Genomic DNA, 25,320 nt, shown 5'->3' on the forward strand with positions numbered 1-25,320 from the left:
GTGGCCGCTCCGACACCAGAATCCGACTCTGAGGTTTACGATGAGATCTCCAGATCGCTAAAATGGCAGGCTGAGCCGTTGATGCGATAGATATCATCCGTGATGGGCTGGTAACCCACTTCCACCAGATCGGACTTGGCAGGAGCAAATATGCGGATAATTGCTCTAGCAATCTTTGAGAGAAAGGTAAACATAGCAACCTCCTGAAAGTGAGAGTGAAACTATGAACTGAGAGAACCTCGAATTGCTAAAGCCCGCAGTCCTTGTCCCACTGAGCGCTGGTTCCGACTCGCAGAGCTTGCAGGTTGAGAGCACCTGAACCTGATCACCGATTTTCCCACCCTGACTCGCTCATGAATGGAGACTCAAAATAGCCGGCTGAGCTTGTTGATCTGGCAAAACCACTTTTATTTGAGGATTATTTGAGGAACACCTAGAGCGCTCTCTCACTTTCCCAGTGGCTTGTGCAGCAAGCCCAACTGCTATCTGCCTAACTCCCCTTTTCTGCTTTGAGGAAAACCTGTCGTAGGTACCAGGTGCTCTGCTGGGCGAGACAACCACTTCTCAGGAGAGTCTGCCGAAGCAACGGATCGGAAGCTTGGATCAAAGCGTTGACCGACAGAGAATTTTGGACTTGAATTTTGGATTTGATTCAATCGAGAAGCGGTGCCTCGCGTTTGGGATGGGGATGAGATATTATCCTCCTCGCCTGAATCACCACATCCATAATCTAACCTATAGCCGATCTCTCCACCAAGGGCGGCAACCATTCTTAACAGGCTGGATCATTCCTTTAACTTGGTCTTTTCATCTCTTTTTGGTTCAGGTCAATGAGGGATCCCAGCATTCTGGATTCGGATTCCTCAGCCTCTTTCCGTCACAGGACACCTGATTTTTTGGGGAAACAAGCTGGCTCGGCGCGAGCCTTGAGCTAAACAGAAATAAACGCAAAAAAACAACGACCAACCCCTGCTTCGGGCTTAATCGCCGGAAGGAACTCATTCCCTATCCTAGAAAACTCATTCCAGCTGTAGCTCGTTTTCCAGGTTAAGAGAATCTTGATTTCGGGGCCGAGAACGCAGGATCAGCAGGGAAAAGTAGGGGGGCCGGTAGTCGGCCAGTCCTTCCAGGGTGGGGAAGAGGGTTTGCTGGGGCCAGCCGGCCCAGACCACTAAGCTGGCCTGTTGCAGCCAACCTCTTTCGGCCAGCCACTGCCAAACCTGAGGGTAGACAGAGGCCACTTTCATGAGGACGACTACCTCAGCCCAGGCACAAGCCTGCTCCAGTTCCGAGAGGGCAAACAGAGCCGGTAAAATCGCCAATTTCTCGGAGCCGAGCACCAAGGGGGATCCCAGGGCAGCAGCAGCGGCTAAGGGAGAGCACACCCCCGGTATGGCCTGGATGGGCAAGGCGGGGATCCGCTGCCGCAGGGCTTGGGCCACGTAGGCGAAGGTGCTGTAGAGGCCCACGTCTCCCTCACAGATGAAGGCGACATCTTCTCCCCTTTCTAGGAGTGGGGCTAGTTGCTGGGCAGCCACTCGCCAGGCAGCTTGCAGGACTTCCGGCTGGGTGACAAAGGGCAGGCGAAGCGGCAAGAGGGTTTGTTCCGGTCGCAGCCAAGGGCGCACAATTTGGTAGGCCAAGCCCGGCTGGCCGGCAGCATTTTGGGGACAGGCCACCCAGTTGACCGTGCTGAGGATGCGGGCTGCTTTGACCGTGATCCAGTCGGGATCCCCTGCTCCAGCACTGATCCCCCAAAAGGTTCCCAGACCCATACTTATTACGTATCAGGCGGTCTCTGTACTGCCCGTACTTCCTTCCTTCAGGCGATCCAAGGCTTCCTGCAAGGAGTTGCGCAAAGACAGGAACTTCTCCAGGCGCACCAGCTTCACCGTTTGGGTGATGCGGGGATTGCTCACCACCTGAAAGACACCCGCACGGCCCTGCACCAGCTTGGCCAATTGCACCAGGGCGCCGACGCCAGAGCTGTCGATGAAGTCGATCCCTGTCAAATCCAGGATCAGGTTAGGGGATCCCTCTTCCAGGTATTTGGTGACCACCTTAACAAAGACCGGCTCGGAAAAGGCATCCAGAAGGCCAGTCAGGTGAAAGACCTGGCAGTTTTCCAGCGCCTCGCGGCTGCCGCGCAAGCTGACCGTCAGAGATAGGGGTTCCGGAATGGCTCTTCTCCTTTCAACCATCTCGACAGAAGGGAACACCTGAGAGAGGCCCCAGGGTGGGTTCAATCTCGGGTGTGGAGATAGCTTAGCATCCCCGTTCTCCGCGGGAGACGGTATTTTTCCGCGGGGTCTTCGGGGGAATTACGCCTGGGAGCAGGGATCTCTTCTTTCTGTTCCCTCGTGGCAAGCCAGGAGTCCTTGGGTAGGATGGGGGCAACTGTGCCGGCAAGGTCGGCCCGCAGTGCACGAATGGCTTTTGGGAGCCTGTCAGGTTTTTAAGGGGTAGGCGGTTGGGAGAGGATCACCAAGATCCAAAGATGCAGCAGCAACGATTCAACCTTTCCCCCATCACTCTAGCTGGGGTGGGTTTGGGCTTGACGGCTGCCGCCTTTGGTGCCGCCTGGGGAACAGGGATCTACCTTCAAGATCACGTGCTGCCGCAGGTGGAAGCAACCCTCTCGCAAGCGATGCGCCGGCGCGTGGAATTGGGGGAGGTGAGGTTTCTGGCCCCCTGGCAGGTGAGCTTGGGAGAAAGCCGCGTTGAACATCTGGCCAGTATCGGCTCCATCGACCTCAGCCCTGATTTCTGGACTTGGCTGCAGACGGGTCAGTGGGTGCTGAATGTTACCCTAAACCAGCCGCAACTGCTGCTGATGGAAACGCTGGATCGCGGCTGGGCGGATGTGCAGTTTCAACTGCCCGAAGGGGAGGGATCCCTGCCCTTGCATGGGCTGAACATCCGTTTGCGCCAGGGATCCCTGACGGCCATCCCTTTGGTGGGGGAGCGACGCCAGTTTGATCGGCTGCAGGGCCAGGTGCAGGTGTGGCTGACTCACAATGCCCCGCCAGGAGAGGAGGATCTTTTCGGGGGGCGGGCCAGTTTCCAGGCGACGGCACGGTTGCTCCCTCGGGAGGGGGAGGGGGGGTACCCCCTGCAGCTCAGGGGGGTGGCGGATTTTGCCCAGGCTTCCGGTTCGGTGACGCTTTCTGCGGCTCGTCTGCCTTTGGATCTCTTGCCCAGTGTGGTGCCGGCGGCCCCTTTTGCGGAGGTGCAGGGGGAAACTGGCTTGGATCTCCAGGTGCTCTGGCGGCGGGATCAACCGCTGGAGTTGACGGGGCAGGCCCAGGTTCAACAGGCTCGGCTGGATCTGGAGAGGTTGCCCCATCCTTTTGAAGAGGTGAAGGGCTCCGTTCGCTTTACCTTGCAGGGGTTGGAGCTGGAGGGGGTGAGCGGTCGCTTTGGTCAGCTTTCCTTTGCCGAGCTAAAAGGCCCGGTGGTCTGGGAGCAAGGACAGGGGTTTGGTTTGCAGGCGGAACTGGTGCCGGCCAGTCTTCAACAGATCCAAGAGACGTTTGACGTGACTGGCCTGCCGGTGGCGGTGGAGGGGGTGGTAGGGGGATCCGTAACGGTCACCGGCCCCTTGGATCGGCCACAGATTCGGGGACAGTTGCAGGGGCTTTCGCCGGGGCGGGTGGATCGCCTGCCGGTGTCGGAGTATGCCTTTGGCTTCCACTTTGCGGATCAAACCTTGGCCTTGGAAGCAATTGACCTCAAGACTGCAGGGGGTCGCATCCAAGGCTCCGGCCAGCTGCAATGGGCTGCCGGCTTGGCAGGCCAGTTCGATCTTCAAGTCAGCGGAGCCGACGTGGAGCAGGTGCTGGCCCTTTACGGCCTCAACCTGCCCCGCCGGGGCGCTCTTCCTTGGGTGGGGCCGGTTTCCGCTCAAGTGCAGGTGGCGCTGACGGGATCCCAACCGCGGGCGGAGGCCACCTGGGCAACCCAAGGGGGAGAGATCGCCGGAAGAGGGCAGCTCCAGCTCTTGCCAGAGGCTGACGGTTGGGTGGTGGAGGTGCCTCAGGCAGTCTTGGCTGTAGAAGGAGGGCAGGCGCAGGTGGCGGGGCGGTGGGCAGGAGGGCAAGTGCAAGCCCAGGTGAGCCCCCAGAATGTGCCGCTGGCTTTCTTTAACCCCCAATGGACGGGATCCCTCTCAGGAGCCCTCACGGCGCAGGTGAACACGGCTGAGGTGTCGGAGCTGGGCTTTTTGGGGGCGCTGCGGGCGCAGGGCTCGGTGATCCTGTCGCAGCCTCTGGGAGAGGCAAGGGGCCAGGTGGCCTGGGATGGGGCGGGCCTAGTGATCCAAGAAGGTGAGATCTTGGCCGACGCAACTCGGCTGGCCGGCATACGGGGGCGGATCCCGGTGGATCCTCAAACCCTGCAGGTGGGATCCCTGGATTTGGCCTTGGCTGTGGATGGGGTTTCCTTGGCAGAAGTGCCCGGCCTGCCACCCTTGGTGGAGGGGGTGCTGCAAGGTTCGGGGCAGATTCGGGGATCCCTGGACAACCTAGAGGTGGAGGGAGAGGCTCGGCTCCAGGGCCTCAGCATAGCAGGAGTTGAATTTGAAGACTTGGCCGGATCCTTCCAGGGGTCTGCTCGAGGGGTAGAGGTGGATCTCCAGGGACAGCAGGACAGGCTGGCGTTGCAGTTGGATCCCCAGTTGCAGCCTTTGCAATTTCAAGTCCGGCGAGGGGAGGCGGAGGCAGTAGGTCAACGACAGCAGGAACAGCTCCAGGTGACGGTGAATCGGCTGCCGCTGGCTTTGCTGGGGGGCTTAGCTGCCGGGCCGTGGGCCAGCCTACAGGGGAACCTCGATGGGGAGGTGGCAGTTGACCTGGCGAGTGGTGCTGCCCAAGGACGGGCTGCGGTAGCGGATCTGCAGTGGGGAGGGATGAAAGTGCAGGGCTTCTCGGTGGATTTTGACTACCAGACTGCGGGCGACTCCGGCTCTCCCCGGCTGACCATTGCTCAAGCCCAACTGGATTTGTTCGAGAGCACCTATACGGCTAGGGGCACCTTAGAGCTGCCTGCAACTCTTCTGCAAGCCGGTTTGGATCCCACCTTGGCGGCTCTCGCTCCCCAAATTGACCTAGAGATCAGCACCCATCAAGGTCGGCTAGAAGATATCATCTCCGCCTTCAAGTGGCGGCAGTGGCGCGACCTCACCACCCGGGGTTTCCAATTGCCCCCCTTGGGCCCTGCCTCGGTGTTAAAGACCGACCCGGTTGGTTTGCCCAACCATCCTCTCCTGGAGCAGCTGGAGTACTATGCCCAGATCCTGGCTGTCCACCTGGAGACCTTGGCCAGCCGCATGGATCCGCTGTTCGCGTCAGCGGTGCGGAGCACTTTCCCGCCGCCCACAAGTCTGCGAGGGGAATTCCAAGCCAGCGTTAGCCTGGTCGGCAGCCTCAACCGGCCTAGCGTCAGCTTTTACCTTGAGGGCCAGAATTGGCAGGCAGAGGAGTTTGGCATCGAAAGCCTTACTGCCAGGGGCAGCCTGGCTGGAGATGCAGTGGTGTTGGAGCCGCTGCGGTTGCGCAGTGGCGAACGTCAAGCCCTTTTTGTGGGCAAGCTGGGCCTAGAGGAACAGTCGGGATCCTTGCAAATCCAAGGATTGCCTCTGGCTTTGCTGGACCGCTTCCTGCCAGAGGAGCTGGAGCTGCAGGGGGATCTCAACCTGGACGTGGAGCTGGCCGGCAACCTGCGGGATCCCCATGCCCGCGGATCCCTGACAGTGGTCAACGCCCAGATCAACCAGGTGCCGCTGCGGGAGGTGGGAGGACAATTTGACTACCAGCGGGGGCAGCTGCGCCTGGACGGCGCCCTGCTGGCCAATGGTGACGAACCCATTCGCCTCTTTGGCCTGGTGCCCTACACCCTGCCCTTTGCCGAGGTGCGGGCCGAATCCGACCAGATCGACCTCACCCTGCAAGCCAAGCATGGCGGTCTGCGCCTGATCAACCTCTTCACCGACCAGGTGCGCTGGGAAGGCGGCCAAAGCCAACTGGAGCTGGCCATCCGCGGCACCTTGCGAGAGCCCAGCCTGCAGGGGAACTTGAGCGTCAACTCGGGGATCCTCAAGCTGGCAGCCCTGCCGGAGCCCATTACCGACCTCACAGGCCAGATCGCCTTTAACCTCAATCAGCTGCAAGTCCAGGAGCTGCGGGGACAGTTGGGGGGTGGATCCCTTTTGGCTGAAGGCTTCTTGCCCGTCAACTCTCGCGGTGCCCTGCAGATGGACGAAACCTCGCCACCCTTAACTCTGCAACTCCAAGGGATCCAGCTCAACCTGCCCAGCCTCTACACTGGCCATCTAGACGGCGAGGTGGCTGTCAGAGGGCTGCTTCTGCAACCTTTGCTCGAGGGGCGGCTGGAGGTTTCTCAAGGGATCGTGGATGTCAGCCCCCGCCGGGCAGAACCTGAGGCCGCAACAGCTGCCGCCGGCTCGACTTCGCCGGATCCCTTCTGGCAGCCGCGGCTCAACGGACTGGAGCTGGTCTTGGGGCCAGGGATCCGCGTGCAGCGTCCCAATCTGTTTGAATTCAATGCTGCCGGCACCTTGCGCCTGTTTGGCACTCCCCAGGATCTGCGCCCAGCGGGCACCATTGCCCTAGAGCGAGGCCGCATCAACCTGCCCCTTGCCAACTTTCGCCTGGATCGCTCCCGCTCCAATACCGCCACTTTTGACCTAGACAACCCCTTCGATCCCTTCCTGAACCTGCGCTTGATGACCCAGGCCATCGAGGTCTATCGCTTTCCCCAAGAGCTCTCCCCCTTCGACACCAACCGCAACCTGCCGGGATCCCAGCAGAGCATCGAGATTTTCGCCACGGTCAACGGGCGGGCCAGCCAGCTGGCTGAGGCGGATCCCCGCAACGGGGTTCTGGCCCTTTCCAGCAGCCCCAGCCGCTCCCCCGAAGAGATCGTCGCCCTCCTGGGAGGCACAGCTCTGGCCCGCCTCAACCCCGAAGCGGGAGTGGCCGGCCTGGCCGGAACTGCCTTGCTCAACGATGTGCTGGACACGCTGCGGGACACCCTGGGCCTAGACGAGGTGCGCATTAGCCCCGTCCCCCAGGTCGATACCCGCGCTGCCAACCGCTCCTCGATAGGGCTAGCGCTGGAGGTGGCCCGCGATCTGGGGCCAGCCACTTCCATCTCGGTGCAGCGCAACCTAACGGATCCCTTTCAGCCCACCCGCTACAGCGCCCGCTACCGCCTCAACGAGCAAACCCTCACCCGCGCCAGCACCGACCTCGAGGGCAACAATGTCATTTCCATCGAGTTTGAGACCCGCTTCTAATGGGATCCGCTCCGGAGTTTGGCAGCAGGCTTTGGATGGCCAGGGATCCCTTGAAAAAAGATTTAGTGGAAAAAGCTGCCTTACAGGTAACGGCTAATGTCTTCTCCTCGCTCCGCCAAAAACGACAAGGCCCGGAAGCGCAGCCCTGCCACCTGGTCGTAGAGGGGGTTGAGCTTACACATGGGCGGAATGTGCATCACCTTATGGCCAAACAGCACCACATCTCGCTCAAAGGGGCAGCGGGCCGGGATCCACCGGCAAAGGAAATGGGCCAAGCGTGGATCGCGGATGCTAAAGTTATCCATAGCCGATTGAATGGGACGCAACGGAGCCTGCAACCAGTCGCGCAGGCGACCCGTGGACTTGAAAAGCACAGAAGTCATGGAACCAGGCAGCTCCTGAGGAGCTTTGCGAGCACGTTGCCAAGAAATCGTTGTGGAACCCATAAGCTTTCACCTCAACCTTTGAAGAAGCAGCAGCCTTTGGTCGGTTACGGCGCGCAAAATTACTAGCCATCGACAATTCTCTGTGTCGAGTTTGTATTGAGGGAAACATCAGCCATCTCTCTTCCCTCTGTTAGTCTGCCTTCCTCAACAGAAAGCTTGCTTCTGTAAACAAGAATCTCTGCTCAACGTTGTAGAGCTACATGTTTTGTCTCCAAAAGTTAACATGTAACGAAAAATACAAAAACTCCTCTGCTCTTGTCCACCAGCCGATTCCCTGTCAGGATCCCTGAGGTTCCTCAGCTTGAACTTTGGGGCCAGATGGGTATCCATCGCTCCTATTTCTAGGATGGAACAAGCCCTTTGGGCGGAGTAGGGGGATCCCCGTAATCACACTTGCCTTGGCAGGGTTGTTTTTCTTTTGATCGAGTTTGGCTTGGGAGCGTCTCGGTTGGGAGTTACGGAGGATAACAGCCAAGGGATGCCGGCTGCTGAGCGTTCTACAATGCCAGGAGAGATTCCCAGCGGGTGCGCATCCGGCGGTGGATTGGGATCACCGATCTTGTCCTTGTCTTTTTTTATTTGATGAGAGGCTGCCCATGAAATTGGCCTATTGGATGTACGCTGGCCCTGCCCATATCGGCACGCTGCGGGTGGCCAGCTCCTTCAAAAACGTTCACAGCATCATGCACGCTCCTCTGGGAGACGACTATTTCAACGTGATGCGTTCCATGTTGGAGCGAGAGCGGGATTTTACTCCGGTAACCACCAGCGTCGTTGACCGGCAGGTGTTGGCGCGGGGATCCGACGAAAAGGTGATTCGCAACATCGTCCGCAAAGACGGCGAGGAGCAGCCGGATCTGATCGTCGTCACCCCCACCTGCACCTCTAGCATTTTGCAGGAAGATCTGCATCACTTTGTCCGGCAGGCCCAGTTGGCCAGTCGCTGCGATGTGGTGCTGGCAGATGTCAACCACTACCGGGTTAACGAATTGCAGGCAGCGGATCGCACCCTGCAGCAGATTGTGGAGTTCTATATCACCAAAGCTCGCAAAAGCGGGGAGTTAGACGGCCTGCCCCAAAAGACGGAGCGGCCTTCCTGTAACATCCTTGGCATTTCCACCCTAGGGTTTCACAATGCCCATGATCTGCGGGAGCTGAAGGTGCTGCTGCGGGATCTGGGGATCCAGCTCAACCTGGTGATCCCGCAAGGGGCCAGTGTCCACGATCTCAAACACCTGGGGCGGGCTTGGTTTAATGTGGTGCCCTACCGGGAGCTGGGGCCGATGACAGCTCGCTACTTGCAGGAGGAGTTTGGCACGCCTTCCATCGAGATCACCCCGATGGGGGTGGTGGAAACGGCTCGCTTCATCCGCCAGATCCAGCAGATCCTAAACGAGCAAGGGATCCCTGTCGATTATGAAGCCTACATCCAGGAGCAAACGCTGCACATTTCCCAAGCGGCCTGGTTTTCCCGCTCCATCGACTGCCAAAACCTAACCGGCAAAAAAGCGGTGGTCTTCGGGGATTCCACCCACGCGGCGGCCATCACCAAAATCCTGGCCCGCGAGATGGGGATCCACGTGGTGTGGGCGGGCAGCTATTGCACCTACGATGGAGAGTGGTTCCAGGCAGAGGTGGGGGAATATTGCGATCAGGTCTTGATGACGGAGGATCACACCCGCGTGGCGGACGCCATTGCCCAGGCGGAACCTGCTGCGATTTTCGGCACCCAGATGGAGCGGCATGTGGGCAAACGGCTGCGGATCCCTTGTGGGGTCATCTCGGCCCCCATCCACGTGCAGGATTTCCCTATCGGCTACCGGCCCTTTTTGGGCTACGAGGGCGCCAACCAAATTGTGGACTTGATCTACAACTCCTTTACCCTGGGCATGGAAGATCACCTGTTGGAGATCTTCGGTGGCCACGACACCAAGGAGGTGATTCACAAGAGCCTGAGCGCCGATTCCGACCTCATCTGGACGCGGGAAGCCCAGGCGGAGCTGAACAAGGTGCCCGGCTTTGTGCGCGGCAAGGTTAAACGCAACACCGAAAAATTTGCCCGCGAACGAGGCTTGACCGAGATCGGTGTGGAGGTCATGTACGCCGCCAAAGAAGCTTTTGGAGCTTGAAGGGATCCCGTCGGCAGCCTTTATCCTGTGTGCGATCCCTATCTAAGCTGGCCTATGCGTCTCCTGGTTACCGGCGGGGCGGGCTACATCGGCAGCCACACCTGCAAAGCTCTGGCGGCCTCTGGCCATCTGCCCATCACTTACGACAACTTGGTTTACGGGCACCCCTGGGCAGTTCGCTGGGGGCCGTTGGAGATTGGGGATCTCGCCGACCGCCAGCGGCTTGATCAAGTCATCCAGCACTATCGCCCAGAAGGGGTGATTCACTTTGCTGCCTATGCCTATGTGGGCGAGTCGGTCAAGGAGCCCGGCAAATACTACCGCAACAATGTGGCCGGATCCCTGAGTTTGTTGGAGGCCATGCGGGATCACGGGATCCCTTACATAGTGTTCTCCAGCACCTGTGCCACTTATGGGGTGCCAGAGCGGATTCCCATTCCCGAAAGTCATCCGCAACGTCCCATCAACCCCTACGGCCAGAGCAAGCTGATGGTGGAGCAGATCTTGCAAGATTTCCAGGTTGCCCACGGGATCCGATCCATTAGCCTGCGCTACTTCAATGCCGCCGGAGCCGATCCCGATGGTGAAATTGGGGAGGCCCATGACCCGGAAACCCACTTGATCCCCTTGGTGTTGGAGGTCGCCCGAGGCCAACGTCCCCACATCACGGTCTTTGGAGAGGACTACGATACCCCCGATGGCACCTGTATCCGCGACTACATCCATGTCACCGACCTGGCGCAAGCCCACGTGTTGGCAATAGAAGCGCTGGCCTCTGGCCGGCCCATACAACCAGCCTACAACCTGGGCAATGGCCAAGGCTTTTCCGTCAAAGAGGTCATTGCCACCGCAGCAGCCGTGACCGGAAGACAGATCCCCATGCAAATGGGAGCACGTCGACCTGGGGATCCCCCGCGCTTGGTGGGCGATGCCGGCGCCATCCTTCGCGATCTCAACTGGAAACCTCTCTACACCGACCTGGCCGAGATCATTCAAACTGCCTGGCGCTGGCACCAGAAGCGGCCCTATTTCGGCAAATCTAGGCCCCCGTTGAGCTAGGAGCGTCTAACTTGGCGGGCGATAGGATAGGGAGGAACCGCTTGGTTAACCACTGCCCCGCATGGACGATAAGACCACACCCGATACCCTCGCGGTTGTCATGACCACGGTGGGATCCGAAACCGAGGCCCATCGCTTGGCTCATACCTTGGTGGCCGAACGTTATGTGGCCTGTGCCCAGGTCTTGCCCGGGATCACGTCCTACTATCGTTGGCAGGGATCCCTGCAGGCCGATGCCGAGTTCCTCATCCTGCTCAAATTGCCCGCAACTGCCTACCCCCGCCTGGAACAACGGCTGCGAGAGCTGCACCCCTACGCTGAGCCCGAGATCCTGGCTCTGGCAGCCACTCAAGTGAGCACAACCTATTTGGCTTGGGCCCGAGACCAGGTAGGGTGAGGAATAGCACGAGGTTGGCCATGATCGCCCTCTACCCCGGCAGCTTTGACCCCATTACCCTTGGACATCTCGATGTTATCGAGCGGGCCAGCCGTCTTTTTTCCAAGGTAATCGTCGCCGTCTTGAAAAACCCCAACAAAACCCCTCTGTTCAGCCCCGAGCAGCGGCAGGCCCAGATTAGCCTGTCCACAGCCCATCTCAAAAATGTTGAAGTTGATACGTTTTCAGGTCTGACGGTGGCCTACGCCCGTCAACGGGGGGCAAAGGTGATCGTGCGCGGCTTGCGAGTTTTGTCGGACTTCGATGTGGAGCTGCAAATGGCCCACACCAACAAGCTGCTGGCTCCCGAACTGGAAACCTTGTTCCTTGCCACCGCCAGCGAGCACAGTTTTGTCAGCAGCAGCCTGGTGAAGGAGGTCGCCAAGCTGGGCGGCCCCATCGATCATCTGGTGCCCGCTCCGGTGATTCGAGATTTGCGGGAGCGCTTTCCCTTGGCCTGAGGGCTCAGGGATCCCCTCTCCTTCCCCAATCAAAATTCAAAGGGCTGCATCCCTGCCGTCACCGGATCAAACCCCACCGGGAAGCAGGTGCTGTGATTGTAGAGGGATCCCCTCAAATTGGCCCCTTCCAAGCAGGCTCCCTCAAGGTCGGCATAGCGCAGGTCGGCACAGCGCAGATCAGCCTTCGCCAGATTGCTGCCCCGCAGGTTGGCGTAGCGCAGGTTAGCCCCATGCAAATCGGATCCCTCGAGATTGGCCCCTCGCAGATCGACCCCCCTCAAAAAGGCATACTCCAAGCAGGACTGGGGAAAATGGCGCTCTCCCTGCCGGTAGCGGCTGAGCAACTCTGAGGCCCCTTGTAGAGCACACTGGGCAATGGTTTGAGTCATGGTACTGCTCCCAAATCAGACTGGATGCCTTATCTCTATCCTCATCCCTATCATCGGGTTGACCGGGTTTTGATCATCCCTGCTTAACAAATAATTTCAGTTTTTGAGTGGATTGTTGCCCCCAAGTTTTTTTGGAAAGATCTATCCTCAGAGATATAGAAGTCTTTCCTAATCGGCAGCTTGTGCGGCAATGTTTCTTAATTCTTTTTGTGAAGGATGCTTAACGGCTGGGCTTGATCGCCAACCCCAAGCCCCACCGGGAGCGCAAGCTGACCTGATCTTGCTGGGTTGTATGGATCCCTCAATTTCTTCTTTTTCAGCACTCCCCCAACCAGAAGGTGTTTCTCCAGAGCTGATTGAACCAAGATAATTGGGATAATGATCGACTGGATCACATCCGTAGTTTGCGATTGAGTAGGGATTCTCTGCAAGCGATATAGACCCTTATCTCTGTTCAGGATGTTCACCTTTCTTTAACTAGAGCTCTATGCCCAAACGTAAGCGAATCGGGATCCTCACCAGCGGCGGCGATTGTGGCGGCCTCAACGCCGTGATTCGAGCGGTGGTGCGGCGGGCCCGCGACTACGACATGGAAGTTTATGGCATCAAAGATGCGACGGCAGGGCTCATGGCTCGACCGGTGGAGGCGGAGCTGCTGGATGTGAAGCGGGTTTCCGGCATTTTGCGCTACGGCGGCACCATCTTGGGTACCGTGAACAAAGGCAACCCCTTCGCCTACCCTATGCCCGATGGCAGCTTGGTGGATCGCTCGGCAGAGGTGATCACCGGCTACCACCGGCTTGGGTTGGATGCCCTCATTGGGGTGGGTGGGGATGGCAGCTTGGCCATTCTCCGGCAACTGGCCCTGCAGGGGGATTGGAACTTTGTCGGGATCCCCAAGACCATCGACAACGATGTCGGTGCCACCGAGTATTCGGTGGGGTTCAACACAGCTCTGAGCGTGGCTGTGGAAGCCCTAGATCAGCTCACCTACACGGCCATCAGCCACAGCCGAGTCATGGTCATGGAGGTGATGGGGCGGGATGCTGGCCACATTGCCATCAGCGCTGGCATTGCCGGGGGGGCGCATGTGATTTTGATCCCGGAAATTCCCTACAAGCTGGAGAATGTCTGCAAAAGAATCCGCGACCGCAAAGAGCGGGGCAATAACTTCAGCATCGTGGTGGTGGCGGAGGCAGTTCGCACCGAGTCGGGGGAGCCGGTGACCTACACCAACAGCCTGGGGCAGTCTCTCTACGGCGGCATCGGCCATTACATCGGCAACGAGATCGCCCTGCGCACCGGCATCGAAACCCGGGTTATGGTTTTGGGCCACCTGCAGCGGGGAGGTACGCCCTCTCCTCTGGATCGCCTGCTGGGAGCAGCCTTTGGGGTGGCTGCTGTGGACTTGATCGCCCAAGGCAAATACGACCGCATGGTGGCCTGGCAAAATCGGCGGGTGGTGGATGTGCCCCTGGCAGAGGCCATCTCCCAGTATCGGCGGGTGGAGGTGGACGGGGCTTTGATCGCCACAGCCATTGGCTTGAATACCTATGTGGGCGAGGTGGATCCCCAGCTTTTGCGCAGCATTTCCCCCTGATCTTCCGGCAAAAAGGACACGTGGGCAGAGACGATCTTCCAGCCGATATCGGGGAACCTGTACCACATCTGGCTTTGGCGGCCCAAGCGAGGGATCCCGTTCACCGGACGGCGAAACTCTAAGGTGACCGAGCCGCAATCCGCCCCAAAGGTGACTACCTGCAAACGCAGCATCTCGCGGGCCAAATTCGTGGGAGGGCGCTGTTGGCGAAAAGCCTTGATCTCCTCTCCCCCGTAGAGATTTTCCCCCACCCCAAAGCGCACCACCTGGGGGCCATCCCAAAACAGGCGGTTCAGGGTGGGCACATCATTGCTCGTCAGGGCAGCTTCGTACTGATGGTAGAGTTCGGTTAGCTCTGCCACCACCTCGGGGCGATTGACCAGAGTCATGGGCCAGGCTCTTGTGCAGTCGAAATGGGCCTTGCCATCTTATCGGCTCAAGGAGCAGCAGGAGGTTCTAAAAGAACAGCGGGATCCCCCACCTTGCTCTGTCAGACAGCAGACAGCGGCAAGACATCTCCGGGTAGTCGGATCCAAGTCTAGGGGCTGAGAACGGCTTGCAAAGACCGCACATCGCAGTAGTACACCTGATGGCGGTGGGCATACCCCTTCAGCTCCACAGCCTGATGGGAGAAGCAGGCGGCTGCCTGCCCCAGCTGTTTGGCCAAGCAGGTATAGGTGTCCTGGCTGATCGCCAGGTCGGCGTTGAGGGTGCGGGTAGCGCTCTCGATGCGAAAGGCCAAATTCACCGTATCTCCCAGAGCCGTATATTCTTGGCGGGTGTTGTTGCCCACCTGGCGCACGATTGCCGAGCCTGTGTTGACCCCTGCCCCCAGACGAATGGGAGAAGGCAGCGGAAACTCACCGTTCAGCTGCTCGGTCATTTGAAACAGCTTCGCTATGGCCTGCAAAACCGACTTCACATCGAGGTGAATTCCCGGCACTTCCGTGCCCAGAGAAGCAGTGTTGGCTTGGGGCACATGGAACCAAACGGCCATAATCGCATCGCCAATGTATTTATCGACAGTGCCCCCGTACTGCTGAATGATATCCCCACCCCGCCGGAACCAATCGCCCATCACCTGGGAAAGCAGGCGCTCGTCCAGTTGTTGAGTCAGTTGTCCGTAACCTCGCACATCCACCACCGCCACCGAGATCAGCCAGCGGGTTTGTAAAACCAGGGTGTCCGAAGGCTTGGCCGCGGGGCTGGGTTCTGAGCTGGCCAGGGATCCGCTGTGGAACTCCAGCTGGGATTGTCCAAGGGTGAGGTGATCCCCATCCTGCAGCAGGGTGGGAATGCTGACGCGGCGATTGTTGACAAACGAGCCGTTGCGGCTGCCCAGATCAATGAGATAGATGCTGTTGTTGTCGAGGTATTGCAGCAGGGCATGTTGGCGCGAAACGCTGGGATCGCTCAAGACGATGGCGTTGTCTTCATCACGGCCTAGGGTCCAAGCGGTCGCTCCCGAGAGAACGTGTTTTCTTTGGCTGCCATCCGGCTCTTTTAAGATCACGTAGGGCGCGGCGGTGGCGGCAGATTCGCCTGTGACGCTCATGATGAGATGAATTCTAGACGCGACCACACTTTAATACGATACCCCGCTTGCCTTCGGTTGATGGGGGGTATCCGGGCTCGATTTCTGAGCCGCCTCTGCTGGGAGATGGAGGTCTGAGGATGGGCTTGGCGGGGGGCCAACCCGACCGATATCATTTTGTGTAGATACGTTAAGGCGTATGCTGGATCCCTCCCATCCCATTCCCGCTGAGCAACAGCCGCTCCGGCAATATGCAGAGCTGAGGGAAGCCTTTCCTTTTTCCTGGCCTGCTTTGGGGTGGATCCCTTACTTAAAACGAATCTTTGGGGTTTGGGGAGCTGTTGTGCTGGCGGTTTCCCCGCTGGTTTGGAGCAGCTTTGCCGGAGATTGGGGCCACTTTGTCTCTGGGTCGGTGCTGGGGGCCAATGTCTTGCTCGGCCTGGTGTTGCTCCATCTCTACTTGGGATGGGCTTATGTGCGGCGGCGCTTGGTACAAGCCCAGATTCCCTATGAAGAAAGTGGCTGGTACGATGGGGCGATGTATGCCAAGTCAGAAGAGGAGCTGGCTCAGCATCGGCTGATTGTCAGGTATCAGATTGATCCTGTGTTGCAGCGCCTGCGACGGAGCTTGTGGGGCGTAGTGGGCTTGAGTGGGTTGGTGGCCCTGCTGTGGCCTCTGGGGTAGGCAGTTGGTTGGCTGTTTTTAGGATCCCGAACAGTGCACATCACTTCTGATCTGGCTCAAACCTTGCGACCCACCGCTGTGGCCATCGGGAACTTCGATGGCTTGCATCTGGGCCATCAGAAGGTGCTGCAGCCGATTCGAGATTCTCTTCAGGGGGTACGTACTGTCCTCACCTTTCATCCCCATCCTCAAGAAGTCTTGACGAGGCGGCCTCAGCTGTTGCTCACTCCCCCTGCCGAAAAGCTGGATCTGTTGGCGCAAATGGGCTTTGAGCAGGTGGTACTGCTCCCCTTCACCCCTGCATTTGCCTGCCAGCCCCCCCAAGAGTTTATCCAAACGGTACTTGAACAGGGCCTGCGCGTTCGCCATCTCAGCGTCGGTTGGGATTTTTGCTTTGGTCACCGTCGCTCCGGCAACGCCCAAACGCTCCAGGCTTGGGGATCCGAGCGCTGCATTCCGGTGGAGGTGATCCCGGAGGCGAAACTGAACGGGGAACGGGTGAGCAGCTCTCGCATTCGAGCTGCCTTGGCGACTGGGGAGGTGTCCACCGCCGAAGCGCTCTTGGGTCGTCCTTACCGGCTAACGGGAGAAGTGGTGCAAGGGGATCAGCGGGGCCGACAACTGGGCTTTCCCACCGCCAACCTCCGCTTGCCTCCGGAGAAGTTTTTGCCCCGCGATGGGGTGTACAGCGTTTGGGTGGATGTGCCTGCTGCTGCGGCAGCTCTGCCTGGGGTGATGAACATCGGCCATCGGCCCACCTTTGCCGGTTTACAGCACACCGTCGAGGTGCATCTGCTGGATTGGACAGGAGATCTCTACGGGCAAGAGGTGCGGGTGGCGCTACGGGGCTTTATCCGCACAGAGCGGAGATTTCCCACGGTGGCAGACTTGGTTCAACAAATTCAGCAAGATTGCCAAACGGCTCGTCAGCAGTTGGGCTTGGCCGAGCAAGTGGGTATGGTCTAAAGAGATCTACCTCCTTTCTGAAGAGAGCTCGCAAGCACCGATGCTCACCCAGGCGCTGCTACCATCTCGCCAGTATTCTTTTTTCCAGATGGGGGCGTTGTGCTTGAGGGTGTCGATGGCAAATTGGCAGGCGGCAAACCCTTCGGCCCTATGGGGGGTGCCTACCGCCACCAAGACGCTGATCTCGCCAATGCGCAACTTGCCGATGCGGTGGTGGATGACCACGCTGTTGGCGTCTGGCCAGCGCTGCTGAATCTGTCGGGCAATGTCGGCGAAGACCTTCAGGGCCATGGGCTCATAGGCTTGGTATTCCAGGTAATCGACAGGGCGGCCATTGGTGTTGTCTCGAACGGTACCGCTCATCACCACCACGGCCCCATTGCCCGGATGGGAGGCCTCTTGGTGGACACGGTCGATGGATAGGGGAGCCAGGGTAATCTGGAAGGAAGTCTTCAGGACGGTCAGGAGATTCATGATGGCCCAATAAGGGATCCCCACAGCAATGCTATCGCTTCTGACCATTCCACCGTAGCTCCGTAGGTATCGCCCGTGTGTCCTCCCAACTGGCGGTAGATCCAGTAGCCCACGGCCCAAGCCCCCAGGGCGGATCCCAGCGTCCAGAGCAGCAAAGGGGGCCAAGCCAAGATCCCAGCCCAGCCCAACCCCCCGGTGATGGCCAGCACAAGCAGAGTGCCCGGCCACAGGGATCCCGGCAGGGAAGTGGAGTCTTTGAGGAAGCGGGCGGATCCCTGCTCGCGCAGATAGGGGTACAGGGCAATGGCGAGCAACTGGCCCCAACGCCCCCAGGCGGGCACCAGCAGCAAGAGGGGCCAAGCTCGAACGCTGCTCAGGGCAGCAAATTTCAGCAGCAGCAGCAGCACCAAGGCCAGTACCCCATAGGCCCCGGTGTGGCTATCGCTCATCACCTGCAGACGGCGACGGGATCCCTGCAAGTCAGATTTTTGTCCATCCTCAGTTGACCGTTCCGGATCCCCTTTGTAAGGATTCTTGTGGACATTGATCGCCAAGCCATCGGCAGTATCGGCCACCCCGTCCAGGTGCAGCCCACCGGTCAAGAGAACCCACAGGGCCAAGAGCAAAGCGGCCCGCACCGGATTGGGGAAAATCTGCAACAGGATCCCAGCCAGGGAGAGGATCCCGCCCAGCAACACACCTACCCCTGGCAGCCAGGCGGCAATGCCCTCAAACGGCAAGTCTCCGACCCACCCCAGAGGCAGGGCCGTGTAGAAAGTCAAGGCTGCCCAGAAGCGCCGCAATCGCTCAGTCCTTGAGTCTGTGTAAAGGGATCCGCCAATCCAGCCCTCTGGGAGAGAAAATAGGAATCCTTGCGAACGGTGCGCCCCACCACAATGGTGAGCTTGACAATGGTGAGCTTGGCCACCAAAGCTCCGATGGCGCACACCGCGGCCAACACCAGAAAGAGGGCTGCTTTTTCAGAAAGACTGGGATCCGCGGAGTCTGGTTCGAGTTCATGCTGAAGATCCTCCATCGCGCGGGTTGGCAGTTCCAACTCAGTCTGCCTTAGGGGGCCGGGAACTCTCTTGGATCCCTTGCCCCGGCTCTCCCTGAGAGCTAGAAGGAATGGGCCCCAGAGTCACCGGATGTATTCCTTCAACACGCTGTTGCGGTTGGGGTGGCGCAACTTGCGCAGAGCCTTAGCCTCGATCTGCCGGATTCGCTCACGGGTGACATTAAAGATCTGGCCGATTTCCTCCAGAGTTTTCATGCGGCCATCATCCAAGCCGTAGCGCAACTTCAACACATCCCGTTCGCGGGCGGTGAGGGTTTCCAAAACGCTTTCCAGATCTTCTCTGAGCAAGACTTTGGCCACCCGATCCTCCGGCGTCTCCCCATCCGACTCGATAAAGTCTCCCAGCCGAGAATCCTCTTCCTTGCCGATGGGGGTTTCCAAAGAGATGGGAAGCTGGGCCGACTTGGCGATAAAGCGCAACTTCTCGATGGTGATCTCCATGCGGGTGGCGATCTCCTCTTCGGTGGGCTTGCGGCCCAATTCCTGGGAAAGCAACTTGGTTACCTTTTTGATGCGGGAGATCGTCTCGTAGAGGTGGACAGGCAGGCGAATGGTGCGGGATTGGTCGGCAATGGCGCGGGTGATGGCCTGTCGAATCCACCACGTCGCATAGGTGGAGAACTTGTAGCCCTTCTCGTGGTCGAATTTCTCGGCTGCCCGAATCAGGCCCAGGGATCCCTCCTGAATCAAATCCTGAAAAGACAGGCCCCGGTTCATGTACTTTTTGGCGATGGACACCACCAAACGCAGATTAGACTGCACCATCTTTTCTTTGGCCCGCCGCCCCCGATGCAACCGCCGCCGAAACTCCGGCAAGGACATCTTGACCTCTTCTGCCCAGAGGGTGTCCGGCACCTCTTCTGGGTCTGACCAGAGGCCCATACGCTGAAAAACGGCCTCGCGAGCGCGCTCTAGCTCCAGCAGATCGGCAATTTTTCGGGCTAGCTCGATTTCTTCATCGGCCCGCAGCAGCCGAATACGCCCAATTTCCTGTAAGTAGACCCGGATAGAGTCATCGGTGTAGGGCTTTTTCTTACTGGCCGCCTTGCGCTTTGAGCGACCTTTGGCACCGGTAGCGGCAGTCTCTCCATCCTCCTCTGCTGCCTCTTCGTCGTCGTCATCCTCATCAAAAGCATCAGTGTCACCGGTATCCAGTTCGCTCTCGAGGGTATCTGTCTCGGTGTCCAACTCCAGGGCGCTGGAAGGTGGATTTTCCAGATCCGGTTCGAGAAGAGCTGTTTTACCCGATTTCACCAATTCCTTTGCTTGAGCCATGCTGAGTTCCTCGTGATCCTAATCACAGACAACTAAAGGTGACTAAGGGAGCTTAGACGCCAAAGGGAGAGGAGCAAGTTGCAGCTCTGCTGCATCCCACAACGCCAGAGTGAGGGAGCCGATATCCGCAAGCCAAAGCCTGACTTGCCCTAGGCCAGCCTGCCCGCTTCTGAATAACCGATTGCTCGGGTCAATCTGGAAGCAGATATCGCTCATGGAGCTCAACTGAACTGGCGCAAGACTCGTCTTGATGGACGGGGCCTCTCGAGGTGGCGAAAGGTGGATCTTTCTCTTCGTCGATCCTGCGACGGAGTGCGAGGCACTTTACCAAGGGGACGGAACATTCAGCACCTCAACCACTCCAACCTGCGAGGAGAAGATCGCTCTACAGCAGGCGGCAAGTGACCCTGGGAGGAACACTTGCGAGCAACTGTAGCCGTTCACACCAAAACGTCTTCCCTAAATTAGCCCGACCTGGGGGAAACAGCAACGGGGCAGGCAAAGAAAATGTTAAATTCACCTCAACAATGGCCAGAATGGAAGCCCTGGCCAGGGATCCATCCTTCGGCCTAGTCCGAGCAAATGGCTCGATGCTAACTTAAATCAAACTCTAGGTCGATGACACCCTGCCTGACTTTGACTTCTATGACCCATCCCTTCCTGCAGCATCTCCAGGAACGTGTGATTGTCTTTGATGGGGCGATGGGATCCTCCCTCCAGGCCCAGAACCTGACGGCAGCGGATTTTGGTGGGCCGGAGCTGGAGGGTTGCAACGAGATGCTGGTGCTGACCAAGCCGGAGGCGGTGGAGCGGGTACACCGCGGCTTTCTGGAAGTGGGGGCCGACGTTGTTGAGACCAATACCTTTGGGGCCACCTCCATCGTTTTGGCCGAGTACGGGATCCCGGAAAAAGCCTACGAGCTGAACGTGGCAGCAGCCCGTTTGGCCAAGCGGGTAGCAGCCGAGTTTTCGACGCCGGAAAAGCCCCGTTTTGTGGCCGGCTCCATCGGCCCCACCACCAAGCTGCCCACCCTGGGGCACATCAGCTTTGATGAGATGCGGGCTGCCTACGAGGAGCAGGTGCAGGGGCTAGTTGACGGTGGGGCGGATCTGCTGATCATCGAGACCTGCCAGGACATTTTGCAGACCAAGGCGGCCCTGGTGGCCGTGCAGCAGGAGTTTGCCCGACGCGGGATCCGCCTGCCGGTGGTGGTGTCCCTGACCTTTGAGGTGCAGGGGACAATGCTGGTGGGCACGGAGATCGGGGCGGCCCTGGCCATCCTGGAGCCCTATCCCATCGATGTGCTGGGCCTCAACTGTGCCACTGGCCCCGACAAAATGGTGGAGCACATCCGCTACCTCTCTCGGCATTCCCCCTTTCCCATCTCCTGCATTCCCAACGCCGGCCTGCCGGAAAACATCGGCGGCAAAGCCCACTACAAGCTCACGCCGGAGCAGTTGCGCTTCCACCTGGAGCATTTTGTGCGGGATCTGGGGGTAGCGGTGGTGGGAGGGTGTTGCGGCACCCGTCCCGAGCACATTGCCGCCTTGGTGGAAGCCGTGCAGGGGTTGCGGCCCAAACGTCGTAGCATCGAACGGATCCAGGCTGCTGCCTCGATTTATGCCCCTCAGCCCTACCTGCAGGACAACTCGTTTTTAATCATCGGCGAGCGCCTCAACGCCAGCGGCTCCAAAAAGATGCGGGAGCTGCTTAATGCCGAAGACTGGGATGGCCTGGTGGCCCTGGCCCGCGAGCAGGTGCGGGAGGGATCCCATGTGTTGGATGTCAACGTGGACTATGTGGGCCGGGATGGGGTGCGGGATATGCGGGAGCTGGTGTCCCGGCTGGTCACCCAAATCCAAATCCCCCTGATGCTGGACTCCACCGATTGGCAAAAGATGGAAGCGGGCCTCAAGGTGGCGGGGGGCAAATGTCTGCTCAACTCCACCAACTACGAAGACGGGGAAGAGCGCTTCTTCAAGGTGCTGGAGCTAGCTAAAACCTACGGCGCCGGGGTGGTCATCGGCACCATCGACGAAGAGGGCATGGCCCGCACCGCCGACAAGAAGTTCCAGATTGCCGAGCGGGCCTATCGCCAGGCGGTTGAGTACGGGATCCCGCCCTACGAGATTTTCTTTGACCCCCTGGCTTTGCCCATTTCCACCGGCATCGAGGAAGACCGTAGCAACGGAGCAGCCACCCTGGAGGCCATCCGCCGTATCCGCCAGGCTTTCCCGGAGACCCACATTCTCTTGGGCATTTCCAACATCTCCTTTGGGCTCTCGCCGGCAGCCCGCGTGGTGTTGAACTCGGTGTTTTTGCACGAGTGCCGCGAGGCCGGCCTGGATGCCGCTATCGTCAGTGCCGCCAAGATCCTGCCCCTGAACAAGATCCCCGAAGAGCAGCAGCAGGTGTGTCGGGATTTGATCTGGGATCGGCGGCAGTTTAACGCCGTTCGCGTTAGCGGGACGGAGTCCTCGGGCATTTGCACCTACGATCCCCTGGCGCGGCTGACGGAGCTGTTTGCGGGAGTTTCCAGCCAAGAGCTGCGGGCAGCCAGATCCCTGGCCACGCTGCCTCTGGAGGAGCGCCTGCGGCGGCACATCATTGACGGGGAGCGGATTGGCCTGGAGGAGACCCTGGCGGAGGCACTGCAGAAATATCCTCCCCTGGAGATCATCAACACCTTTTTGCTGGATGGCATGAAAGAGGTGGGGGAGCTGTTCGGTGCCGGCAAGATGCAACTGCCCTTTGTGCTGCAGTCGGCAGAAACCATGAAAGCGGCGGTGAAATACCTGGAGCCCTTCATGGAAAAGGTGGGAGGGGAAGTGTGCAAAGGCACTCTTTTGATTGCCACCGTCAAGGGGGATGTCCACGATATTGGCAAAAACTTGGTGGACATCATCCTCACCAACAACGGCTACAGGGTAATTAACTTGGGCATCAAGCAGCCGGTGGAAAACATCATCGAAGCCTATGAAAAGAGCAAGGCCGACTGCATTGCCATGAGCGGCCTGTTGGTAAAATCCACCGCCTTTATGAAGGAGAATTTGGAGGTGTTTAACGAGCGGGGCATCACGGTTCCCGTCATTTTGGGAGGGGCTGCCCTCACCCGCCGCTTTGTGGAAGAAGACTGCCGCAAGACCTACAAAGGCCAGGTGATCTATGGCCGCGACGCCTTTACTGATCTGAACTTTATGGATCGGCTGATGCAGGCCAAGGCTGCTGGCCGCTGGGACGACCGGCTGGGTTTTCTGGATGACTTGGAGCAGGGATCCCCCTCTGCCAATGGCCAGAAAGAGGCTTCTTGGGTTCCAGAGGAAACGGATCCCAGCCTGCCCCCTGCGGAGACCACCGTGGGAGCTGCTCCCGCCCTCACCCTCTCCGAGTCCCAAGACACCCGCCGCTCTGAAGCCGTTGCCCTCGAGACCGAACGGCCTATCCCGCCCTTCTGGGGATCCCAGGTTCTCACCTCAGATCAGATCCCTTGGCCGGAAGTCTTCTTCTACATCGACAAGCAAGCCCTGGTGGCCGGACAATGGCAGATTCGCAAGCCCCGCGACCAGTCGGCAGAGGAGTTTGCCGAGTTTATCGCCACCCAGGTGGATCCGGTGATCGAGCGCTGGAAAGAGCGGATCCTGGCAGAAGATCTGCTGCACCCCCAGATTGTCTACGGCTATTTCCCGGCCCAGGCAGAGGGGAACACTTTGATCCTCTTCGACCCGGCCAGCTTCCCCGAGCTGTTTTCCCTGGAGCCAGGCTCCACCACCTATTTCCAACTGCCCACGGTGGAGCGCCCGCAACTCTCTCCAGGGGTGCGGGAATTGGCCCGCTTCACCTTCCCCCGCCAAAAAACCGGCCACCGCTACTGTATCGCCGACTTCTTCGCCGCTCGCTCCACAGGATTGGTGGATGTTTTCCCCATGCAGGCGGTCACGGTAGGGGCAGAAGCCACCGCCTATGCCCAGCGCCTGTTTGCCGAAGGCCAGTACACCGACTACCTGTATTTCCACGGCCTGGCTGTGACCCTGGCGGAAGCCCTGGCGGAATGGTGCCATGCCCGCATCCGGCGGGAGCTGGGGTTCGGCCACGAAGATAGCCCCGACATCCGCAAGATCCTGCACCAGGGCTATCGGGGATCCCGCTACAGCTTCGGCTATCCCGCCTGCCCAAACATCGCCGACCAACGGATTCTGCTGGAGCTGCTCCAGGCCGAGCGCATTGGCCTCACCATGGACGAAAGCGATCAATTGGATCCGGAACAGTCCACCACCGCCATCGTTGCTTACCATCCGGCAGCCCGCTACTTCAACACTTAGGCTTAGGCCCTCATCTCCAACCTCTCTCAGGGGGAGAGGGGGAACTGTCGAGAACGGCTAGCGGGATCCCAGGCGGGAGCGGCTGTTCGCGTCAGCGGTGCGGAGCACTCCGCAGGGGGAAGCCAACGACCAAGATCAAGGTAACCAGAATGATCAAGGTGGAGAGGGCATTGATTTCCGGGGTAACTCCTCGTCGCGCCGTGCTGTAGATCAAAATTGGCAAGGTCAGGCTCTCCGGCCCACTGGTAAAAAAGGAGATGACAAAATCATCTATCGAAAGGGTAAAAGCCAGCAAAGCGGCAGCTTGGATCCCTGGCATGGCCAAGGGCAAGGTGACATAGCGTAGCTTTTGCCAGGTGTTTGCATAGAGGTCATAGGCTGCTTCTTCCAGGGCGGGATCCAAAAGTTGGAGACGGCTGCGCACCACAATAGCCACAAAAGCAATCTGAAACGTAATGTGGGCCAAGATCATCGTCCCCAGGCCCAGCTCAAAGAGGCCCGTGTAAAAGCGCACAAACTGGTAGAACAGCAGCAGCGCGATGGCCATCACAATATCGGGGACGATCACCGGCAACAGCATCAGCCCCTGCAGGATCTTTTTACCGGGGAAGCGATAGCGATACAGCCCATAGCCCAGCAGGGATCCCAGCAGCGTGCTGACCAGCGTGCTGACCAACGCCAGGACGAGGGTATTTTGCGTCGCCTGCCAGATCGAGGCATTCCGAAAGAGAGCCAAGTACCAATCGAAGGTAAAGCCCGTCCATACCAGCCCAAAGCGGGCGCGGTTAAAGGAATAGACCGCAATAAGCAGAATTGGCAGGTAGAGAAAACCATAGATGGCGTAGCTCACGCCCCGCAGCCAGCTAGGTATCCTTGCCAACATTCGCGTGTGCTATCTCAGTTGTCTCTATCCCACTGTAGAGCAGACCGCCAAAATTGCAGCAACTCCCTAGGCTTTATACACCCGCCTACAACCCTGTCCATCACGCTAAAGTCCGTTATCAATGGGATATCAATGTGAGGTTATCTGTGGCTGGATTTGTTGAATTGATGATGGGATCCCTGAAGCTGTAAAGACGGCAATCAAAGAACGTGAGCCAAACGAAATGTTTTGCTGTTCGCGTTAGGGGGACGGAGTCCTTGCCTTATTCGG

The 25,320-nt window shown here is 58.9% G+C and carries 20 protein-coding genes and 1 pseudogene; 9 read left to right on the forward strand and 12 right to left on the reverse strand.

Translation table 11 applies throughout. The features are described 5' to 3' along the window. Positions 1–35: 35 nt before the first annotated feature. The 3 genes from ACVWY8_RS05925 to ACVWY8_RS05935 all read right to left on the reverse strand — a co-directional run bounded on the left by ACVWY8_RS05925 (position 36) and on the right by ACVWY8_RS05935 (position 2,201). The gene (locus ACVWY8_RS05925) at positions 36–194 is read right to left on the reverse strand and encodes a hypothetical protein (RefSeq protein WP_414329361.1); all 159 of its coding nucleotides are present in this window, start codon (positions 192–194) and stop codon (positions 36–38) included. An 825-nt stretch (positions 195–1,019) separates the two neighbouring features. Beyond that, positions 1,020–1,775 carry a precorrin-2 C(20)-methyltransferase gene (locus ACVWY8_RS05930; RefSeq protein WP_414350039.1) on the reverse strand — a complete coding sequence of 252 codons (756 nt, stop codon included), beginning with the start codon at positions 1,773–1,775 and terminating at the stop codon, positions 1,020–1,022. Positions 1,776–1,787: 12 nt separating this feature from the next. Further along, positions 1,788–2,201, reverse strand: a complete 414-nt coding sequence (locus ACVWY8_RS05935; RefSeq protein WP_457393505.1) for an STAS domain-containing protein — start codon at positions 2,199–2,201, stop codon at positions 1,788–1,790. Between the two features lie 296 nt (positions 2,202–2,497). On the opposite strand from ACVWY8_RS05935, the gene ACVWY8_RS05940 reads away from it, so the two are divergent. Next, entirely contained in the window at positions 2,498–7,315 is a 4,818-nt protein-coding gene (locus ACVWY8_RS05940; protein WP_457393506.1) for a translocation/assembly module TamB domain-containing protein, read from the forward strand. A gap of 80 nt (positions 7,316–7,395) precedes the next feature. On the opposite strand, the pseudogene ACVWY8_RS05945 reads toward ACVWY8_RS05940, so the two are convergent. Further along, a pseudogene (locus ACVWY8_RS05945) lies at positions 7,396–7,641 on the reverse strand (Mo-dependent nitrogenase C-terminal domain-containing protein); the annotation flags it as partial. A 716-nt stretch (positions 7,642–8,357) separates the two neighbouring features. On the opposite strand from ACVWY8_RS05945, the gene bchB reads away from it, so the two are divergent. The 4 genes from bchB (at position 8,358) to coaD (ending at position 11,846) form a co-directional block, all read left to right on the forward strand. Beyond that, complete coding sequence (gene bchB / locus ACVWY8_RS05950; RefSeq protein WP_414350041.1) at positions 8,358–9,890, forward strand: ferredoxin:protochlorophyllide reductase (ATP-dependent) subunit B; 1,533 nt, start codon at positions 8,358–8,360, stop codon at positions 9,888–9,890. 54 nt (positions 9,891–9,944) lie between these two features. Continuing rightward, positions 9,945–10,949, forward strand: a complete 1,005-nt coding sequence (gene galE, locus ACVWY8_RS05955) for a UDP-glucose 4-epimerase GalE (protein WP_457393508.1) — start codon at positions 9,945–9,947, stop codon at positions 10,947–10,949. A 61-nt stretch (positions 10,950–11,010) separates the two neighbouring features. Next, positions 11,011–11,346, forward strand: a complete 336-nt coding sequence (gene cutA / locus ACVWY8_RS05960; RefSeq protein ID WP_457393510.1) for a divalent-cation tolerance protein CutA — start codon at positions 11,011–11,013, stop codon at positions 11,344–11,346. A 20-nt stretch (positions 11,347–11,366) separates the two neighbouring features. Beyond that, on the forward strand, positions 11,367–11,846 hold the full coding sequence (gene coaD, locus ACVWY8_RS05965; RefSeq protein WP_011433776.1) for a pantetheine-phosphate adenylyltransferase: 480 nt from the start codon (positions 11,367–11,369) through the stop codon (positions 11,844–11,846). Between the two features lie 29 nt (positions 11,847–11,875). On the opposite strand, the gene ACVWY8_RS05970 is transcribed toward coaD, so the two are convergent. Then, positions 11,876–12,235, reverse strand: coding sequence for a pentapeptide repeat-containing protein (locus ACVWY8_RS05970; protein ID WP_414350044.1), 360 nt, complete (start codon positions 12,233–12,235; stop codon positions 11,876–11,878). A gap of 487 nt (positions 12,236–12,722) precedes the next feature. On the opposite strand from ACVWY8_RS05970, the gene ACVWY8_RS05975 reads away from it, so the two are divergent. Next, positions 12,723–13,835, forward strand: coding sequence for an ATP-dependent 6-phosphofructokinase (locus ACVWY8_RS05975; protein WP_414344504.1), 1,113 nt, complete (start codon positions 12,723–12,725; stop codon positions 13,833–13,835). Here the strand turns inward: ACVWY8_RS05975 and hpxZ are convergent. Further along, the gene (hpxZ, locus tag ACVWY8_RS05980) at positions 13,787–14,224 is read right to left on the reverse strand and encodes an oxalurate catabolism protein HpxZ (protein WP_457393512.1); all 438 of its coding nucleotides are present in this window, start codon (positions 14,222–14,224) and stop codon (positions 13,787–13,789) included. The genes ACVWY8_RS05975 and hpxZ overlap by 49 nt on opposite strands. 149 nt (positions 14,225–14,373) lie before the next feature. After that, positions 14,374–15,390 carry an FHA domain-containing protein gene (locus tag ACVWY8_RS05985; protein ID WP_457393514.1) on the reverse strand — a complete coding sequence of 339 codons (1,017 nt, stop codon included), beginning with the start codon at positions 15,388–15,390 and terminating at the stop codon, positions 14,374–14,376. Between the two features lie 178 nt (positions 15,391–15,568). Between ACVWY8_RS05985 and ACVWY8_RS05990 the strand changes: the two genes are divergently transcribed. Next, positions 15,569–16,054 carry a CGLD27 family protein gene (locus tag ACVWY8_RS05990; protein ID WP_011433781.1) on the forward strand — a complete coding sequence of 162 codons (486 nt, stop codon included), beginning with the start codon at positions 15,569–15,571 and terminating at the stop codon, positions 16,052–16,054. A gap of 33 nt (positions 16,055–16,087) precedes the next feature. Then, entirely contained in the window at positions 16,088–17,020 is a 933-nt protein-coding gene (locus tag ACVWY8_RS05995; protein ID WP_457393516.1) for a bifunctional riboflavin kinase/FAD synthetase, read from the forward strand. Between the two features lie 6 nt (positions 17,021–17,026). Here the strand turns inward: ACVWY8_RS05995 and ACVWY8_RS06000 are convergent, their stop codons facing one another. The 4 genes from ACVWY8_RS06000 to rpoD all read right to left on the reverse strand — a co-directional run bounded on the left by ACVWY8_RS06000 (position 17,027) and on the right by rpoD (position 19,847). Next, positions 17,027–17,494: a molybdenum cofactor biosynthesis protein MoaE gene (locus ACVWY8_RS06000; protein WP_414408561.1), complete on the reverse strand. Its 468-nt coding sequence runs from the start codon at positions 17,492–17,494 to the stop codon at positions 17,027–17,029. Next, entirely contained in the window at positions 17,491–18,276 is a 786-nt protein-coding gene (locus ACVWY8_RS06005) for an adenosylcobinamide-GDP ribazoletransferase (protein ID WP_238376764.1), read from the reverse strand. The genes ACVWY8_RS06000 and ACVWY8_RS06005 overlap by 4 nt, the downstream gene beginning before the upstream one ends. After that, the gene (locus ACVWY8_RS06010; protein ID WP_457393518.1) at positions 18,273–18,551 is read right to left on the reverse strand and encodes a hypothetical protein; all 279 of its coding nucleotides are present in this window, start codon (positions 18,549–18,551) and stop codon (positions 18,273–18,275) included. Before ACVWY8_RS06010 ends, ACVWY8_RS06005 begins: the two co-directional genes overlap by 4 nt. A gap of 84 nt (positions 18,552–18,635) precedes the next feature. After that, positions 18,636–19,847: an RNA polymerase sigma factor RpoD gene (gene rpoD / locus ACVWY8_RS06015; RefSeq protein ID WP_414390936.1), complete on the reverse strand. Its 1,212-nt coding sequence runs from the start codon at positions 19,845–19,847 to the stop codon at positions 18,636–18,638. Between the two features lie 645 nt (positions 19,848–20,492). Here rpoD and metH point away from each other — a divergent pair. Then, positions 20,493–24,167, forward strand: coding sequence for a methionine synthase (gene metH, locus ACVWY8_RS06020; protein ID WP_457393520.1), 3,675 nt, complete (start codon positions 20,493–20,495; stop codon positions 24,165–24,167). Positions 24,168–24,258: 91 nt separating this feature from the next. Here the strand turns inward: metH and ACVWY8_RS06025 are convergent, their stop codons facing one another. Further along, entirely contained in the window at positions 24,259–25,050 is a 792-nt protein-coding gene (locus ACVWY8_RS06025; protein WP_457393522.1) for an ABC transporter permease, read from the reverse strand. Between the last annotated feature and the right edge of the window lie 270 nt (positions 25,051–25,320).

Source organism: Thermostichus sp. OS-CIW-32, assembly GCF_054060415.1.